Annotated in this window: 17 protein-coding genes; 8 read left to right on the top strand and 9 right to left on the bottom strand. The window is 64.2% G+C overall.

Features of this window, described 5'->3' with window-relative positions; translation table 11 throughout:
* Positions 1–96 precede the first annotated feature (96 nt).
* A complete protein-coding gene (locus tag ABIB95_RS13130; protein ID WP_354239839.1) occupies positions 97–465 on the top strand; it encodes an antibiotic biosynthesis monooxygenase family protein in 369 nt (122 codons plus the stop codon).
* A gap of 217 nt (positions 466–682) precedes the next feature.
* On the opposite strand, the gene ABIB95_RS13125 is transcribed toward ABIB95_RS13130, so the two are convergent.
* On the bottom strand, positions 683–2,377 hold the full coding sequence (locus ABIB95_RS13125; protein WP_354239837.1) for an EAL domain-containing protein: 1,695 nt from the start codon (positions 2,375–2,377) through the stop codon (positions 683–685).
* A 221-nt stretch (positions 2,378–2,598) separates the two neighbouring features.
* On the opposite strand from ABIB95_RS13125, the gene ABIB95_RS13120 reads away from it, so the two are divergent.
* A complete protein-coding gene (locus ABIB95_RS13120) occupies positions 2,599–2,859 on the top strand; it encodes a hypothetical protein (protein WP_354239835.1) in 261 nt (86 codons plus the stop codon).
* Positions 2,860–2,951: 92 nt separating this feature from the next.
* Here ABIB95_RS13120 and ABIB95_RS13115 read toward each other — a convergent pair whose 3' ends face one another.
* From ABIB95_RS13115 to mtgA, 3 genes are all read right to left on the bottom strand, one after another.
* Positions 2,952–3,587, bottom strand: a complete 636-nt coding sequence (locus ABIB95_RS13115; RefSeq protein WP_071917057.1) for a hypothetical protein — start codon at positions 3,585–3,587, stop codon at positions 2,952–2,954.
* Positions 3,588–3,730: 143 nt separating this feature from the next.
* Positions 3,731–3,913: a 50S ribosomal protein L32 gene (gene rpmF, locus ABIB95_RS13110; RefSeq protein WP_028149139.1), complete on the bottom strand. Its 183-nt coding sequence runs from the start codon at positions 3,911–3,913 to the stop codon at positions 3,731–3,733.
* A gap of 169 nt (positions 3,914–4,082) precedes the next feature.
* Positions 4,083–4,757, bottom strand: coding sequence for a monofunctional biosynthetic peptidoglycan transglycosylase (mtgA, locus tag ABIB95_RS13105; RefSeq protein ID WP_063980018.1), 675 nt, complete (start codon positions 4,755–4,757; stop codon positions 4,083–4,085).
* 161 nt (positions 4,758–4,918) lie between these two features.
* On the opposite strand from mtgA, the gene ABIB95_RS13100 reads away from it, so the two are divergent.
* Positions 4,919–5,842 (top strand): polyprenyl synthetase family protein, encoded by a 924-nt coding sequence (locus ABIB95_RS13100; protein WP_028149141.1) that lies wholly within the window; start codon positions 4,919–4,921, stop codon positions 5,840–5,842.
* Between the two features lie 214 nt (positions 5,843–6,056).
* Entirely contained in the window at positions 6,057–6,743 is a 687-nt protein-coding gene (locus ABIB95_RS13095; protein ID WP_063980020.1) for a DUF1345 domain-containing protein, read from the top strand.
* Between the two features lie 45 nt (positions 6,744–6,788).
* Here the strand turns inward: ABIB95_RS13095 and ABIB95_RS13090 are convergent, their stop codons facing one another.
* Together ABIB95_RS13090 and ABIB95_RS13085 are read right to left on the bottom strand one after the other, a co-directional pair.
* Positions 6,789–8,621 carry a caspase family protein gene (locus ABIB95_RS13090; protein ID WP_354239833.1) on the bottom strand — a complete coding sequence of 611 codons (1,833 nt, stop codon included), beginning with the start codon at positions 8,619–8,621 and terminating at the stop codon, positions 6,789–6,791.
* Between the two features lie 172 nt (positions 8,622–8,793).
* Entirely contained in the window at positions 8,794–9,222 is a 429-nt protein-coding gene (locus ABIB95_RS13085; protein ID WP_354239831.1) for a GFA family protein, read from the bottom strand.
* 94 nt (positions 9,223–9,316) lie between these two features.
* On the opposite strand from ABIB95_RS13085, the gene ABIB95_RS13080 reads away from it, so the two are divergent.
* The 3 genes from ABIB95_RS13080 (at position 9,317) to ABIB95_RS13070 (ending at position 12,363) form a co-directional block, all read left to right on the top strand.
* Positions 9,317–9,691 carry a nuclear transport factor 2 family protein gene (locus tag ABIB95_RS13080; protein ID WP_007598116.1) on the top strand — a complete coding sequence of 125 codons (375 nt, stop codon included), beginning with the start codon at positions 9,317–9,319 and terminating at the stop codon, positions 9,689–9,691.
* Positions 9,692–9,836: 145 nt separating this feature from the next.
* Positions 9,837–10,706, top strand: a complete 870-nt coding sequence (gene bla, locus ABIB95_RS13075; protein ID WP_166347806.1) for a class A beta-lactamase — start codon at positions 9,837–9,839, stop codon at positions 10,704–10,706.
* Positions 10,707–10,752: 46 nt separating this feature from the next.
* Entirely contained in the window at positions 10,753–12,363 is a 1,611-nt protein-coding gene (locus tag ABIB95_RS13070; protein WP_354239828.1) for a Na+/H+ antiporter, read from the top strand.
* Positions 12,364–12,459: 96 nt separating this feature from the next.
* On the opposite strand, the gene ABIB95_RS13065 is transcribed toward ABIB95_RS13070, so the two are convergent.
* Together ABIB95_RS13065 and ABIB95_RS13060 are read right to left on the bottom strand one after the other, a co-directional pair.
* Positions 12,460–13,224 carry an N-acetylmuramoyl-L-alanine amidase gene (locus tag ABIB95_RS13065; RefSeq protein ID WP_502917827.1) on the bottom strand — a complete coding sequence of 255 codons (765 nt, stop codon included), beginning with the start codon at positions 13,222–13,224 and terminating at the stop codon, positions 12,460–12,462.
* 54 nt (positions 13,225–13,278) lie between these two features.
* On the bottom strand, positions 13,279–13,482 hold the full coding sequence (locus ABIB95_RS13060) for a Rieske (2Fe-2S) protein (protein WP_354239824.1): 204 nt from the start codon (positions 13,480–13,482) through the stop codon (positions 13,279–13,281).
* 204 nt (positions 13,483–13,686) lie between these two features.
* Between ABIB95_RS13060 and ABIB95_RS13055 the strand changes: the two genes are divergently transcribed.
* Positions 13,687–16,416: a hypothetical protein gene (locus ABIB95_RS13055; protein WP_354239822.1), complete on the top strand. Its 2,730-nt coding sequence runs from the start codon at positions 13,687–13,689 to the stop codon at positions 16,414–16,416.
* Between the two features lie 39 nt (positions 16,417–16,455).
* On the opposite strand, the gene ABIB95_RS13050 is transcribed toward ABIB95_RS13055, so the two are convergent.
* On the bottom strand, positions 16,456–17,352 hold the full coding sequence (locus ABIB95_RS13050) for a TauD/TfdA dioxygenase family protein (protein ID WP_354239820.1): 897 nt from the start codon (positions 17,350–17,352) through the stop codon (positions 16,456–16,458).
* Positions 17,353–17,463: the final 111 nt, after the last annotated feature.

Here is a 17,463-nt window from a genome sequence, read left to right as displayed (position 1 = left end):
TGGCACTATTGCTCCGTATTGACATCATGATGTCAATTAGCTAGATCCGGGACTGTCGAATTGACATTATGACACCAAATTGACCGGAGCAATGTCATGCCCCTCATGCGTCCCCTCGACCCTGCCTTCCCGATCGACCGTCAGATCGCGCTCGAAACCGGCCCCGTGGTGCTCGTCAACGTCTTCACGCTCGACGCCGAGGATGAGCAGGACTTCCTCAAGACGTGGCAGGACGACGCCGCCTTCATGAAGCGCCAGCCCGGTTTCATCTCCACCCAGCTTCACCGCGCCGTCGGCGACAGCCCGACCTATCTGAATTACGCGGTGTGGGAATCCAACGCGCATTTCCGCGCCGCTTTCACCCACCCGGAATTCCGCGCTAAGATCGCCGCCTACCCCGCATCCGCAGTCGCAAGCCCGCATCTGTTCCAGAAGATCGCGGTGCCCGGTATTTGCGTCGCGTAGCTGCCTCATCGTCATTGCGAGCGCAGCGAAGCAATCCAGACTGCCGCCGCGGAAAGATACTGGATTGCTTCGCTGCGCTCGCAATGACGGAAGAGAGAGCCGAGCCCACAAGCGCAATCGTAGGGTGGGCAAAGGCGCGCTTGCGCCGTGCCCACCATCTCTCTCGCCGCGTGGTGTCGATGGTGGGCACGCTTCGCTTTGCCCACCCTACGATATCTCAGCTCGCTGCAGGCAGCGCGCTGTCCGGCGGCGTGCCCCATGGGCGGTCGGCTGAGGCGAGCCCGATCAGGCGGCCCTGGATGTAGTCGCAGCCCCAGTCGCGCAGCATGGCGGCGGCCTCTTCGTCCTGCACCCACTCGGCGACCGTCTTGATGTCGAGGCGGCGGGCGAGGTCGATCAGGGTCTGCACGAAGGCGCGGTCGTCGGCGGAACGGGTGATGTTCTGCACGAAGGCGCCGTCGATCTTGACGATGTCGACGCCGAGCTTGCGCAGGTTTCGGAACGAGGTGTAGCCGGCGCCGAAATCGTCGATGGCGATGCGGCTGCCGAAATTCTTCAACCGCGTGACGAAGCCGCGCACGTCATCGATGTCCTGGATCGCGACCGTCTCGGTGATCTCGACGATCAGCCGCTCGGCGACGCCGGGATGGGCCAGCATCAGCGACTCAATTCCCGCCCACCAGTCCGGATCCATCGTCGTATCAGGCGAGATGTTGAGGCTGAGGCAGATGTCGGGCGCGGTCGCGAGCTCGGCGACCACGAGCTCGAGCACGCGGTGATCGACCAGGCGGATCAGGCCGAGCCGTTCGGCGACCGGCACGATGTCGGGCGCGAGCAGCACCTGGCCGTCGCCCTGGTCCATCCGCACCAGGCATTCGTGGAACGCGCAGTCGCGCGAGGCGGCCGCGACCACCGGCTCATAAGCGAGCTTGATGCGGCGCTCGTTCAGCGCGGTGACGATCTCGTCGGTGACACGGATGTTGACGCGGCGCTGTGCGTCTCGCGCGGCATCCGGGCGCCACGCCGCGAACGAACCGACGCGGCGTTGTTTGGCCGCGTCCAGCGTCTCATGGGCGCGATTGACGGCCTCGTCGGTGCTGCGGGCATAGCGCGGCACGCTGACCGCGCCGATCGATGCCGTGACCGAGACCGGGCCGGATTTGGTCGGCACCACCTCGTCGCGGATGCCGGCAAGGAAGCGCTCGGCGGCGACGTTCATGTCATCGACGGTGCAGTTCTTCAGGATCAGGCCGAACTTGTTGCCGGAGAAACGGCCGAGCACGTCACCGCCGCGCAGGCGGGCGCGGATGCGCTTGGCCACGTCGAGGATCACGGCGTCCGCGACATCGAAGCCGAAGGCGTCGTTGACGCGGGCGAGATGATCGATGCCGACCAGCATGAAGGCTGCGGTCGAGCGGAAGCGGGTCGTCTCCTCGATCGCCTCGGCCAGCGCCGCGATCAGGTGGGAACGATTGAGCTCGCCGGTCAGCGGATCGAGCCGGGCCAGCTTGGTCAATTCCTCGTCGCGGGCGTGGCGCTCATTGTTGATGCGGATGGAGCCGATCGCGCGCACCGGGCGGCCATCGGGGCCGGCGAACCAGCGGCCGGTCTCCTCGATCCAGACCACGGCATCGGCGGCGCTCATGCGCACGCCATATTCGACCCGGTAGGGCGTGCCGTCGGCGCCGTGCACCGGCGAGGTCTGCGCCAGCGCGACGGTCCGCAGCGTCTGTGCGGGCTCGATCAACTTGGCGAATTCGGCGCCGGTCGCGAGCCGCTCGGGCGGGATGCCGGGAAAGACGCTGGCGACCTGCTCACCCCACACGATGGAATCGCTGGCGATGTCCCAGGCGAAAACGGCCTGACCAAGAGCGGCCAGGATGTCGGAGGCTTGCGGCAATGCAGGGGTCAAAATCGCCTCGTTTCGGGACAGCAGGGAGTCCTGAGTCGGCACAGAATACGGCCAGATTCGACTCCGACTCTAGGCAAAGTTCATAAACAATTTGGAAACCATGTTTCGCAGGCCCGCGGAACCAAACCGGCCCGGCCGGCATAGGCCTTGCGAGTACATGACACGCACCGGCGCCGGCGTCTCGAAACGCGACAGGCCTCGCCGGATCAACGGTGATTGCGATGTTAAGTACTGATCGATCGGACTGCACGGACAACGGCAGGGGCACGGCCCTGGTGCCGCTGCTGCCGACGTTGCAGTGGCTCCACAAGGCGCCGCTGCCCCGTCCTGATCCGAGCTTCGTCACCCAACTCATCGCCAATGCCGAGCACCTGCCCCAGGCCAGCCGGCTCCGCCGCGCCTCGTCCGAGGATGCGCAGATGGCCTATGGCGACAAGCGCCCGCTCGGAAGCGTCACCGCGCGCACGCGACAGGTGGCTTAAGCACGACGAATTTGCTGAGAGAGGTGGTGCCCTTCACCTCGCCCCGCTTGCGGGGAGAGGGAGCGCACCGCCATTGCGGCGGCGACTCACGATCAGCGCGGCGCGTCGGGAGACGGCGGCGTGCCGTTGCCCGGTTGCAAATCCGGCGAGGGAATTTCCGGCGAGGGCGGGTTCACCGGCTTCGGCGCGGGATGATCCTTCAGCACGGATTCGGCGACCGACTGCGCTGAAGGCGCGGGTGGCACCGCCGGCGCAGACACCGGCTCGAACTTGGGTTCGGGCGCCGCGTCGTCCGCTGCCGCTTCGGCCTGGCGCTTGGCCTTGCGCGGCGCCGGCACTGTCGTCTCCGCGACATAGGTGACGCGGCGGCGCGTGCGCTGGGCGATACCGCCGAGGAAATCGGCCATCGCGAGCAGCACCAGCAGGAAATAGGTGGAGTTGCCGAACTTGGGCCACATCACGAATTCGGCCGCGGCAGCACCGAACACGATCAGCGACAGCAGATGATCCATCAGGAATTTCGAGCCGGGCCGCGCGCCTTTGACCACCTCTAACAGCAGCAACACGATACCGAGCGCGAGCATCACGTCGGCAAGCGTGACCGGCCAGGTCTCGCCCGTGATCATCGGCACCTTGAACAGCACGTCCGTAAAGGACACGGACGGCATCAGGAAGGCGATGATGTTGTAGACCGCGAGCGGGATCAGGAGCAGCGGGAAACCGACCATCGGCGAAATGCCTTCTCGATCAAGATATCCGGACAGGACAATGCGGCCGCGAAGCATTAGCTCCGCCGCCGTCATTGTCATATCTCATTGGGTGGCCGAAATCAGGCAGGCGAAATGATCCTGCCCGGAGAAAGGTCCTAAATTCAGGACTCTTTCTTCTTCAGGACCTGACGGCCCTTGTACATGCCGGTCTTGAGGTCGAGATGGTGCGGACGACGGAGCTCGCCGGAGTCCTTGTCTTCCGCATAGGTCGGCTTCTTGATGGCGTCTGCCGAGCGGCGCATGCCACGACGCGACGGCGAGGTTTTTCTTCTCGGAACGGCCATTTCAATATCCTCTAGGGATTGGTGTTGTCAGGGCATCGTCCGCGAGGGGACGGCTCAGCACCCGCAAACCGAGGCGAGCTGAATGCCGATCAAGGCCGGGCTTATAGAGGAAGGCTGGCCGTAAATCTAGGCTTTTGGACCGGAAAATACGTCCGAAAAGGGCTCAAAATCAGCGATTTTCCCGCCAGCAGGTCAAAAGCGAGTTCGCCTGCGCCCTCGCTACATAGGTCCCCGCCAGCCGGCGGACGCCAGGCCCGGGGGTCCGGGCGCTCCGTTTGACCGGATTGGGCAGGATCGAGGCCAGAAGTGCCGCCTCCCGGGGCGAGAGGTTGGCCGCCGATTTGCCGAAGGCATAGGCGCTGGCCGTCTCGACCCCGAACTGGCCCTGGGGACCGAGCTCGGCGATGTTGAGGTAAATCTCGAGGATTCGCGCCTTGGGCAGGACGAGATCGATCCACAACGCCAGCGGGAATTCCAGCGCCTTGCGGACAAAATCCCGCCCCTGCCAGAGGAACAGGTTTTTTGCTACCTGCTGGGTGATGGTGGAGGCGCCCCGGAAGGGCGTACCGTCCTCCTTCGCATCGTCGATCGCCTCGCGCAGCGCGCCCCAGTCGATGCCATGATGCTTGCAGAAATGGGCGTCCTCGGCCGCCACCACCGATCGCAGCAGCGAGGGCGACATCGCGGCCAGATCAATCCACTCCCGATGCATCGGCGCACCCCGGAGCGACCGCCAGGCCATCAGCGTCGAAACGGGATGGCCGGTGCGGTAGAACGGCGCGATCACGTAGGGCGCGAGAGCCACGACCACGAGCGCTACCAGCAGGGTCTTGACGATGCGCAAATCGACCTTTCCGGCGCAAAATGAAACGCGGCCACGGATCCCGCCATTAAGTCTGTGATAATTCTGGCCTTTTCCAGCACTTTTTAGGCCTTCCAAACGATTGACTGAGGCGGGCGCATAAAGGATTGTCCCGCCGAATTTTAGTTCTGGAGCCCTTCTTGATGACCGGCACGTCCCCGTCCGATTTCGCCAAACGCCTGGACAAGACCGCTGATGACACCGAAGCCCTGCTTGGACGCCTGCTGGCGGACGACATCCTGCACGATGAGATCGCCCGTCCCAAGCGACTGATGGACGCAATGCGCTATTCGAGCCTGAACGGCGGCAAGCGTCTGCGGCCGTTCCTGGTGGTCGAGAGCGCCGCCGTGTTCGGCGTTCCCCGCGAGGCCGCCCTGCTCGCCGGCGCCGCGCTCGAATGCATCCACTGCTATTCGCTGATCCATGACGATTTGCCGGCGATGGACAATTCGGACCTGCGCCGCGGCCGTCCCACCCTGCACAAGAAGACCGATGACGCGACCGCGATCCTCGCCGGCGACGGCCTGTTGACGCTCGCCTTCGACATCATCACCCGCGATGAGATCCACCGCGACGCCAATGTGCGCCTCCTGCTGACGCGCGCGCTGGCGCGCTGCGCCGGCATCGGCGGCATGGTCGGCGGCCAGATTCTCGATCTCGCCGGCGAAGGTCGTTTTGGCGGCAACGAGCCGATCGATGTCGCCCGCATTCAGCAGATGAAGACCGGTGCGCTGCTGCGCTACGGCTGCATCGCGGGCGCGATCCTCGGTCAGGCCTCGCAAAAGGAATATCAGGCGCTCGACGATTACGGCCGCGCGCTCGGCGAAGCCTTCCAGATCGCCGACGATCTGCTCGACGTCGAAGGCGATGCGGCGGCCCTCGGCAAGCCGGCCGGCGCCGATGCCGCGCTCGGCAAGACCACCTTCGTCACCCAGCTCGGCATCGAAGGCGCCAAGCAGCGCGTGCGCGACCTGCTCGCGCGGGCCGACGGCGCCGTGTCGATCTTCGGCGACCGCGCCGCCGTGCTGCAAGCCGCCGCGCGCTTCGTCGCCGAGCGAAAGAACTGATGTAGTGCACGATCTTCACCTCGCCCCGCTTGCGGGGAGAGGTCGATATTCAGGCGCGGCTTGAATATCGGATGAGAGGGAGCCTCCGCGAATCCAGCTCTCACCGTCCTTGCGGAGGCGCCCCTTCACCCCAACCCTCTCGCCGCAAGCGGGGCGCGGGAACAGGCCGCCGCTGCGGCGACAACGAGAGTTGAGCGAGAGGGCTGGAGCCATCATGGCCACCGACAAAGACGATCCCGTCCTCGTCCGCTTCCGCAAGATGTCGCGGCCGATGCGGCTGATCTACGCGCGGCCGCGCACCTTCATCGCGCTCGCTGCCGGCATCCTGGTCTGCTTGCTGCTACCGGGATCGCACCGGCTGGTGACGCGGCTGCTGTTCGGCTGGGATGCGTTGATCGCGGTTTATCTCGTGCTGGTCTACGCGATGATGCTGTGCAACGACCAGCAGCACATCCGCCGTAGTGCCGCAATGCAGGACGACGGCCGCTTCGTGATCCTGCTGGTGACGGCGATCGGCGCCTTCGCAAGCATCGCAGCGATCATGTCTGAGCTCGGCACGCCGCATCGCGGGGCGTGGGAGTTGACCATCGCGATCGCCACCATCGCGCTGTCATGGGCCGCCGTGCACACGACCTTCGCGCTGCATTACGCCCATGATTATTACCGGCACCCGCCGGGCGGATTGCAGTTTCCGAGCGGCGATAAGGAAGATCACGCCGATTATTGGGACTTCGTCTATTTCTCGTTCGTGATCGGCATGACCGCGCAGGTCTCCGACGTCGGCATCACCGACAAGACCATCCGCCGCACCGCGACCGCGCATGGCATCGTGTCGTTCATCTACAACACGGCGCTGCTGGCGCTGACGGTGAACATCGCGGCGAGCGCGATCTCGAACTGACGTCGTCCCGGCAAGCGCCGAGACGACGACGTCGAAGGCGAGATCCTAGTTGCACACCTCGGCATTGGCGTCGTTGCCGGGGCCGCCGCCGCCGCGATATTCGAGATGACAGCCGCGGTTGACCGGGCGGCAGCTGCCGCCATTGCAGAAAATCTGCCCGCCACCCGAGGCGCGGCCGGCGCTCGCGGCAGCCGCAATGTCCGCGGCGGCACCATAGCCGCCCGCCGCGCCACCGGCCTGACGGCGCTGCCGTGCGGAACGCTCATCGCCGTCGTCGCGCTTGGCGGTTGCGCGCTTGGCCGTCGCAGGCTTGACCGTCGCAGGCTTGGCGATGCGCTGCTTCTCGCACTCATTGTCGTCGTTGATCGCATAGCCCTCGCGGCAAACGATCTTCGTGCACTTGTCGCCGTCGGCCTTGAAGCCGTGCTCGCAGACCAGCGGGCAGACGCGCGACGGCTTTGACTTGACCGTATCGAGCGCATCGGTGCTCGCCACTTTCACGTCGAGCCTGGTGCCGGCGTAACGGTTGAACTGCGACAGCGAGCGCCGCGAAGTCGTATTCCAGTTGCCATCGGCCTGCCCGGAGAAGCAGCCGACGCGGCCGAGCTCGGTCTGCACCAAGCGGCTGAGGTCGACCGGCGTGGTCGTCGACGTCAGTGAAGCGACGCTGGTGCCGGCGGGGCTCGCCGTGCTGGCGGGTGCAGCACCTGGCGCCGCCGCGGCGAGGTTGACGCGCTGCTGCTCGGCCGCGGCCGCCTGCTGCTGCACCTGCTCCTTGGCCTTCTGCGCGGCGAGCTGCGCCTGCTCGGCGGCTTTCGCATCAGCCGCGGCCTTGGCCTGCGCATCCTTCTGCGCGCCGTGGGCGGCAAGACGATCGCGTTCGGCCTCGGCCTGCTTCGCCTTCTCGGTGGCCGCCGCATGGGCCTGCTCGGCACCGATTTTTTCGACCTGAAGCTTGGCGAGATTCGCATAGAAGCCGTCAGGATGCTGGGCCAGGAATGCCTCCCAGGCCGGCCTGTTGCCAACCTGGAGCGCGAGCTCGTAGTCGCGGCGGATATCGGCGGCCTGCGGGTTCGCCACCGGCGCCACCGGAGCGGCCGCGACCACCTTGACCGGCACCAGCGGCACGTCCTCGCCGCCGAGCGAGCCGTACACGAACGGCTCCTGCTTGTTGCCGGTCGACTTGAGCACGTCGTCGCGCACGAAGCCGAAGGCGCGACGGACGTCGAGGCCCGGCGTCGTCAGATGCTTCGACAGTGCCATAGTAAAGGGGCTGTTGGCGCCATCGCCGTCCTGCGCCGTGAAGCCGGCCTTGGCCGAATACGCGATCAGCGTGTTGGGGCTGTTCGGCTCGACCTGGGCCAGGCCGCGGCCGATGCCGCGCGAGACAACCGTGCGCTTCATGGTCTTGCCGAACGGATTATCGCGGCAGGCGTCGAGGATCACCAGGCGAAGCTGCTTGGCGGGCTCGACCGTGACCAGGACGCGGTCGAGCGACAGCCCCTGGTCGTAGACATCTGTGTCGCGTTCGAGCTTGGCGTCAACAGGGATCAGATAGTTCGAACCTTCGACCTCGATGCCGTGGCCGGCATAGTAGATCACGGCGATGTCGGCATCGCGCGTCGCATCGGCGAAATCGCGCAGCACGCGCCGCGTCTCCAACGCGGACAGATCATGCCGGGACTCCACAATTTCGAAGCCGGCGTCCTTCAGCGTCTTGGCCATCACTGCACCGTCATTGACGGGGTTCGCGAGCGACGGCGCGTACTGATACGACGAGTTGGCAAGGACCAGCGCCACGCGCTTTCCGGCGAGAGCGGGCGCAGCGCCGAACAAGAGAGCCAGAAAAAGCGGACAAAGTCCGAGCAGGCTACGCATGACAGAACTTCCAGAGATCGGGAGCAATTCGGTCGCCCTTTGGGGATTGCCTTAGCAGAATCCGCCATCGCATTTGTGATGGAGATCACGAAGACGATGCCTGCAAACTGCCAAGGAACTCTTTAGTCTCGCCAGAGCGATAGCGGTTCGCTGGCGCAGGCCAAGTATGCGCTCAGTCACCCCCGATGTGTCCCCGGTATTGCGGCAGCTCGTCCGTGATCTCATGCCAGGGCGCCTTCGAGCCCACGAAAATGTGGGCGCTCGGCCGGATCGAGGGGGCGTCAACCAGGGTTCCCATGGCGACATGGACCCATTTCCCCTCGCGCACCCGGGAATAAAGCAGCGAGCCGCAATGGGCGCAGTGCGCGTCGTGGGTTGTGTCGTCGCCATAGATGAGGCGCTGGTCCTCGCCACGGACGATGCGCAGCTTGTCCTGCACGATCCCGGCGAACGGCTTGAAGGCGGAGCCGGTGGTGCGGCGGCAGTTCGAACAGTGGCAGTTCAGCGCGTAAGAGAACGCGTCCGCGACCTCGTAGCGCACGGCACGGCAATAGCATTCGCCGGTGAGGATACGAGCGTTCGAATTTTCTGATCCGGTCATTCCAGCGTCCTCGCCCAATTGGCGCAGACACCCATAGCGCATTTTGATGTGTACGACTAAGTTCGCCCCAAGCCATCATTCAAAGGGATGACCCATGAGCCAGAACCGTTCGAGCGTCGAAGCTGTCGTGCAATCCTATTTCGACGGACTTTACGAGGGCGATGCCGAAAAACTCGGCGCCATCTTCCATCCCTCCGCCGATTTGCGCTGGGTCGAGAAGGGCGAGCTTCAGGTGCTGACCGTGCCCGACTGGCTCGACCGCGTCCGCAAGCGCCCCTCCGGCAAGGCCGAAGGCAAGCCGCGCGAGGATTTCATCGTCACCATCGACCGCTCGGATGACAAGACCGCCTTCATCAAGGTCAGGTGCCAGCTGCCGCCGCGCTTTTTCACGGACTATCTGGTGGCGATGAAGCTCGCCGACGGCTGGCAGATCGTGTCGAAGTCGTACCGGTATGACCTGAGGGAGTGAGGGCACCCTCGCACTGCCCGAAATCCGGCACACTCGCCCCGCATTCTCCGTCATTGCGAGCGCAGCGAAGCAATCCAGTCTGTCTCCGCGGAGAGATTCTGGATTGCTTCGCTGCGCTCGCAATGACGATGTCTGAAAGTCCCCTATGCCTCTCGACCGCCGTACCCTGCTTGCCTCGCTGTGCTGGATGGCCGCCTCCCCCGCGTTCGCCGTAGACGCACCGCCGGAGCTCGAATCCTACGAGCGCGAGAGCGGCGGACGGATCGGGGTCTATGCCGAGAACCTCGCGACTGGCGCGAAGCTCGCATGGCGCGCCGACGAGCGCTTCGTCATGTGCTCGACGTTCAAGGCTTCGCTCGCGGCCTGCGTGCTGGCGCGGGCCGATCGCGGCGAGGAGCAGCGTGCGGCCATGATCCCCTACGGCAAGGCCGACCTGCTCGACTACGCTCCGGTCGCCAAACAAAATCTCGCCGCCGGCGCGATGTCGGTCACCGACATGTGCAAGGCGATCGTCGAGCTCAGCGACAACACCTGCGCCAACCTGCTCTTGGCGCGGATCGGCGGCCCCGCCGCGCTCACGGCCTTCTGGCGATCGCTCGGCGACACCACCTCGCGGCTCGACCACAACGAGCCCGAGCTCAACCGCTCACCGCCCGGCGATCCCCGGGACACCACGACGCCGGCGGCGATGGCCGGCAATCTGAAGCGGCTGGTGGTAGGCGAAGCACTGTCGCCGGCCTCGCGGACCCAGCTCACCGAATGGATGGTGGGTTGCAAGACCGGCGCCAACCGGCTGCGCGGCGGCCTGCCGGCAGGCTGGAAGATCGGCGACAAGACCGGCAACAACGGCAAGGATGCGTCGGGCGATATCGCGGTCGTCTGGCCCAAGCTCGACAACAAGGCGGATGTACCAATCCTGATCGCGGCCTATACCCAGGGCGGCAGGCCCAACGCCGCGCAGATCGAAGCCGTGTTCGCGCGCGTCGGACGCATGGTGGCCGAACGGCTGGCGTGAGCCGCGACGCATTGACCTTTTGGCCGCTTCCGGGCCAAGACAGGCCATGATCGCAGCGAAATTTCAGACCTTTCTCATCCTGCTCACGGTGCTGGCCGGCACCGCGCTGGTCGCCCGCCGCTTCAACATCGCACCCGCCATTCTCCTGATGCTGTCCGGCGTCGGCCTCGCCTTCGTGCCGGGCATGCCGCCGGTGGAACTGCCGCCGGAACTGGTGCTGCTGATGGTGCTGCCGCCGCTGATCTACTCGGCGAGCGTCGCGATGAGCTGGCGCGAGTTCAGGAACAATCTGCGGCCGATCGTGCTGCTCGCGGTCGGCGCGGTGATCTTCACCGCAGCGCTGGTGGCGAGTGCCACGCATTATGTGATCGGCCTGCCCTGGACCATCGGATTCCTGCTGGGCGCCATCGTCGCGCCGCCCGACGTGGTGGCGCCGCTCGCGATCGCGCGCCGTCTGAACATACCGCGCCGGCTTCTGGTCATCCTCGAGGGCGAAGGGCTCGCGAACGACGCGACCGCCCTGATCCTCTACCGCTTCGCGCTTGCGGCCATCATGGTCGGCCATTTCTCACTGCCGCTGGCGGCCGGCGAGTTTGTCCTCATCGTCGCCAGCGAGATCGCCTTTGGCATCGGCATTGGCTGGCTCTCCCTTCGCTTCCGCAAATGGTCCAGGGATCCGCAGGTCGAGCTGACGCTGTCGCTGATCACGCCCTACGTGTCCTACTGGCTGCCCGAGCATCTCGGCGGCTCCGGCGTGATCGCGACCGTGGCCTGCGGCCTCTATGTGAGCTGGAACGGGCCGCTGCTGATCTCGGCGTCGACCCGCCTGCAAGGCATCTTCTTCTGGGATCTCATCATCTACCTGATCGAGGGCCTGCTATTCCTGCTCACCGGCTTCCAGATGCGGGCACTCTACGAGAAGTCGAAGGCGTTTCCGCTCGACGATATCATGATCGCGACCGCGGTGGTCCTGGCGGTCATCGTCATCGCACGCTTCGTCTGGCTGTATCCTGCGATCTATCTGCCGCGGATATTGAGCAAGAGCCTGCGCAAGCGTGACCCATCGCCGCCATGGCAATGGCCGTTCGTGCTCGCCTTCACCGGCGTGCGCGGCGCGGTGTCGCTGGCAGCCGCGCTGGCGCTGCCGTTCACGTTGCCGGATGGCAATGCCTTCCCGTATCGCGACCTGATCCTGTTCGTCGCCTTCGGAGTCATCTTCGTGACGCTGATCGGCGTCGGCCTGACGCTTCCGCCGGTGGTACGCTGGCTCGGTGTCGCCGAGGCCGGCCGCAACGAGCATGTCGCCGAGCACGAGGCCGAGATCGCGGCACGCCGCCAGGCGCTCGAGGCGGCGCTGAAGTCGCTCGACGCAATGACCGAGGAAAAGGATGTGTCGGACGAGGTGATGCGGCTCCTGCGCGCGCGTCACGAGATTCGTGTCAACCAGCTTCCGGATTCACTCGACCCCAACCATCACGATGTCTCCGCCGCCGGCACCGCCCTGACCCGCGACCTGATCGTCGCCGAGCGAAAGTTCATCCACGACCTCCTGCGCGACGGCCAGATCACCGACGAGACGCGGCGCCGGATCGAGCGCGACCTGGACCTGGAAGAGGCAAGCCTGGCGAACAGGGAGTATCGGGGAGTGCCGTTGTAGCTTTCTCGTCATTGCGAGCGAAGCGAAGCAATCAAGACTGCTGCCGTGGAACGACTCTGGATTGCTTCGCTTCGCTCGCAATGACGGCAGCGCCAACTATCGCATCTTGCAAAAATCCCCGACCCCCGCCGCAACGGCGCCCGCAATCATCTCCTGCCGCTCCGACGAGTTCATCTCCATCTCCTCGTCGCGGTTGATGATCGAGCCGGCTTCGAGCAGAACTGCCGCACTTCTCGTTCGCGACAGCACGACGAGCCCGTCATAGCGGTAGACGCCGACATCCTTGTCGAGCAGCTGGCGCCGGTAGCGGCCCATCACCGGCAGGGTGTATTGGCTGGCATAGTGCAGGCCCTGCTCCTTCAACTGTCTGCCGATCATCCGGGCCAGCTTCAGGCTGGTGGTGAAGTGCGGATTGCGCTCGGACACGAACAGCGAGTGGCCCGAGAAGCGGTCGCTGAAATAGCTCTTTGCGCCGTCGAATTCCCAGGTCTCGAGCAGCTTGTCCGGCACTGAGTCGTGATGGATCGACAGCACGAGATTGGCCCGACCGTCATTCGCGGCACTGACGCGCTTGAACAGGCTCGGCCGCGCCTTGCCGTCCGTGACGAGCAGCCGGGTTGCGGTAAAGCCTTCGGATTTGAGTTTTGCCGTGACCAGCCTTGCGAGCCGGAAGTTGAAGCCGAACTCCGGATCATTGCGCGCGCTCAACGCGCCGTAGGAGTCCGGGGTGTGCCCGACGTCGACGACGATCCGAAATTTTCGCGGCTCGCATTTCTCCGGTGCGGGCGACGGCTTAGGTCTGGCTTTCGCAACCTTTCGGGCCGGGGCAGCACGGCCCGCGTCGATCGACGGAAGCAACATTGCGACCAGCGACACGAGGAGAATTGTGACGATGCCCCGTCCTAACGACAAGTCCTACTCCGCTGCCGCGATCCTCGGCCTGCCGACGAAGTCGGCGACGTCGCCGAAGCGCTGCACGACGATCTTCTTCGGTTCGCCATCGGGTTCAGGAAGCTCCTTCGACGGGAGCACAGAAATCCAGAAGCGGCGCAGCAATTCGCCCATTCCCGTCCCGGGGCCAGCCTCGGTCAGGAATTTGTTGTCCTCGGCGCGGAGCATGGCAGGCCCTCCCAATTTGTTTTCGGGAAGATTGACGCGGCCAAGGCCGGGCGTCAATTCGCACCATCTCAGGTATCCGCAACTCACCACCGAACAGCTTTCGCCCGACAGGATTAAATTCACATCTACAATTTTTGGTTGTTTGTTCCCGCCTGTCGTTGCTAGGCTACCCGTTGCCCGTCGTTTCGGAAAATGGAGCGACCGATGGTTACGAGCAGCGCCACGCCTAATCTTCAAGCGGACAAGCCGAAGGTCATCGTGCTCGGCGACCCTATTGTCGACTGCCACATCTATGACATGCGAGCAGAAGACGCCGATCAATGGCTCGCATGGACCTCACCCTTGTCACGGGACGACTGGCACTATGCGGCTGGTTTCGATATGCGCCAATGCTTGGCGGGCGCCGCCGGAATCCACGCACTGCTCGCGGCCAACGGCATTGCCGTGGCCGGCAATTCATTCCCGATCAGCAATGCCTTTGCATCGCAGGATCGCGGCTCGATCTTTGTTCTCAGAAGGCGTTCGAATGCCGGCAAGACCAAGGAGGAGAGGACGCGCGCTTATCTGACGAAATCGCCAAACCAGGCGTGGCGAGAGATTTTCAGGACGCGATCAAATGAGAAGGTCGCCGTCGATCGCGACGAAACTTGGCGGGCAGCCGCTAACCTCCTGAGCAAGAGTGGCGTGCCTTACGTTCCTCCGTTCACCGCTGCAACTCCACGATACGATAGCGAAGCCGTGGAGGCAGTGTGTTTCTGGGACACCGGGCGCGGCTTCTTCCGGGCGCCGAGCCACGCCGAGTGGGAAATGCAGCAGGAGGTGCTTTTCGGACGATATGAGGAGTCGTGCAAGAACGGCAGAAAGCCGCCAATCCTGATCCGAACCGCCGACCCGGGCCGCTTCGCTCCCCTGCTGAAAAAACTTGCTGCCAAGAAAGATGGCGCCCCAATGGTCGTGCTGATCTGCGCGTTGGCGCAGATCCGCGATGGTGATCTGCGCGGCTCGGGAACGTGGAGCGGCGTCTGGTCGCAGACCTATGACTATCTAAGGCGGCCTGAATACGAGTATCTGTTCGACGCGGCGGGGAACGACTGGCGCTTCCATATCGTGATTCCCGTCTACGAGGACGGCGTGATCTGGATCGGGCCGGGCTGCTGGCCAATTGAGGCGGCGGATCGGAAGCCGGAATATCTGCGTGAAGACACAAGGCCGCTCGGACAGCTGTTCCTTGTGCCAGGCACACAGCCCGGTCTGTCGGATTTCGAGCAGCACAGTCGAATCATCGGCGCTCATGCGCTTCTAACCTACGGCATCCTCGAAGATCTGGCGGAATCTCCCAAAACTCCCAACCTCGCTCTCGCGATCCGGAAGGGGCTGATGCGATGCAAGCGCCTCCGCAGCCACGGTTACTGCGAGCCCGACGAGTTGGTGTTGATTGGCGAAGAGTCCGGAACCAAGCTTCACCTGAACTATCCTCCCGAGATATGGAGCAAGCAACAGCGGGAGGCGACGGACCTTCTGCTCGAAGTGAAGGACGAGGAAACCGGGCAAAGCCCTGGGCCATACGAAGTGATGTGCATGGTCCAGTGGCCGGAAGACGCGGCCGAAAGGTCGTCGGCATTGCTGCGTATCTTCCGAACCATCGAGAAGCAGATATCGGAGCATTTCGTCGCGTCGCCGGAGAATTGCTACAAGGTCGTAAAGGATGTGGGACAGGACAAGGAGGTCTTCGACCGATTGAAGCTCAAGTTCGACGACGCCTGGAAGGCCGCCAATGGCCACGGGCCGCCGATCAGCAGCGATCACTGGACCAAGATCAAGGACAAGCCATGCCCACTCGATTCGTTCGCCAAGGATGAGATCCAGTCTTTCAGGCTAAGGCAACGAATTTCGATGCAGTTCGGCAACTTCGCAATGGCCAATCCGAAGGATGCCGCTCCGATGCTCGACCTTGCGCAGCGGATCAGGCAGCACGTGCTGAGCCATCGCCACAATGAGCCGGAAGACGGAAAGGTCTTCAATTTCGCGCTGTTCGGCAGTCCCGGATCCGGCAAATCGTTTCTGTCGCGAGAGATCGCCCGCCTGATTGATTCGAAAAACGAGATCTTCAACGTCGACGAATTCAATCTTTCGCAGTTCACAGACGAGGCGCAGCTTACGCGCGCGCTCGACACGATCGCCTCGAAAAGCGTCGGCGGCAAGGTGCCGCTCGTGCTGTGGGACGAGTTCGACAGCGTCTTCGACGGCAAACGCGGCGGATGGCTGGCCCGGTTCCTGATGCCGATGCAGGACGCGCACTTCTTCGACGGCCGTCTGAAGCGGCCGATCGGCACGGCCGTATTCGTTTTCATAGGCGGCACGTTCCCGACAGCAGACGAATTTCGCATCTGGGCGTGCCGAACGACGAAACCCGGACAAGGCGACGAACCATCCGAGGCGGTACTTCTGAAGGCGCGCGACTTCCACAGCCGTCTGTACACCGCGCTCGACATGCCCGGCATCATCGAGCTCCAGGAGCCGGGCGACGACAAGAGTGAGACCGCCGCGAAGGCCGGAGATGAAAGCCCTGCCCCGAGGCAACGATGCCAAGTGTTCAGGACGTCCTGGAAGAACGACTATTCCAAGCTCGCACGGGCGGTGCTACTGCGTGAATTCCTCCGCAATGGCTCCAAAATCGGCAAGACGGTCTTTCTCAAGGCCGTCGAGGATGACCTGTGCAAGTTTCTGCTGGCCATCCCGCTCCGCCACGGAGCCCGCAGCCTGCAACGGATCGTAGAGGCCTGCCTGGTCAGCAAGCCTTCCCACGTGAGCATGCTCCACCTGCCGCCCCCGCATTTTCTCGAGGAGCACATCGAAACTGAGAACATCAACGGAGACGGCGTCGACCAGAAAAAAATGACGATCCAGGACATGCTGGAGGCGTGCCGGAGGTAGAATGTGTTCTCAGGCGCGCATGGCACCCTCGCCGAGCTCTCACACCGGCCGCTCCCCTTTCACCGTCACGCGCGTGCCCGAGCGCGTATGCGGCCAGTAGTCCCACATCGCGCGGTGCTGGGTGCAACGGTTGTCCCAGAACGCGATGGCGTTCTCGGTCCAGCGGAAGCGGCACTGAAATAGCGGGTTTTCGGCGTGCTGGTAGAGATAGGCGAGCATCGCATCGCTCTCGTCGCGCGGGATGCCGTTGATGTGGCGGGTGAAGCCGCGGTTGACGTAGAGCGCCTTCCTCCCCGTCACCGGATGCGTGCGCACCACGGGGTGCTCGGCGCTCGGATAGGACGGACGATCGGCGACGCCGTAATTGGCGTAAAGCCCGCGATAGATCGGCTCGCCGTCATGCAGCGCGGTCAGCCCGTCGAGATACGCCTTCATCCGATCCGACAGCGCCTCATACGCCGCGTACATGTTGGCGAACAGCGTGTCGCCGCCGCGCGGCGGGCACTGCTTGATGTAGAGGATCGAGCCCATCGGCGGCTCGAGATCGCAGGACACGTCCGAATGCCAGCCCTCGCCGTTCGCCCGCGGCGAGTTCTTGTCGGCGTAGATCTTCATCAGCGCGGGATCCTCGTCCTCGTGCGGCGCGGCGGGATGGAAATGCAGCTCGCCGAACTTGCGGCCGAACGCAAGATGCTGTTTTGGCGTGATGTCTTGATCGCGGAAGAAGATGACGAGGTTTTCGGCAAGCGCGCGGTGGATCTCGTCCATCTGCCGGTTGGAGCGGGCATCGCCATCGACGAGGCTGCCGATATCGACGCCGGATATTTCCGCGCCGATGATGGGGGTGAGCTTTTCGACCGCGATGGTCTCGTAAGCCGCGCCGTCTTCGGCCGTGTGGCGGTAGCGCGGACCTTGCTTGCCGGATAGCGAGCTCATGGGTGTTGCTCCCAATCATTGTTGATTGGGGACATCGTAGCCCGGACGGAGCGAAGCGCAATCCGGGAACGGTCGCTCCGCGGTGGGCAGCGCCCCGGATTTCACGGTCGC

It is taken from the genome of Bradyrhizobium sp. LA2.1, assembly GCF_040547725.1.
In the GTDB taxonomy this organism is placed as follows: Bacteria; Pseudomonadota; Alphaproteobacteria; order Rhizobiales; family Xanthobacteraceae; genus Bradyrhizobium; species Bradyrhizobium barranii.
The sequence above is the reverse complement of the archived record's forward strand: the minus strand, read 5'-3'. Positions and strand labels throughout refer to the sequence as shown.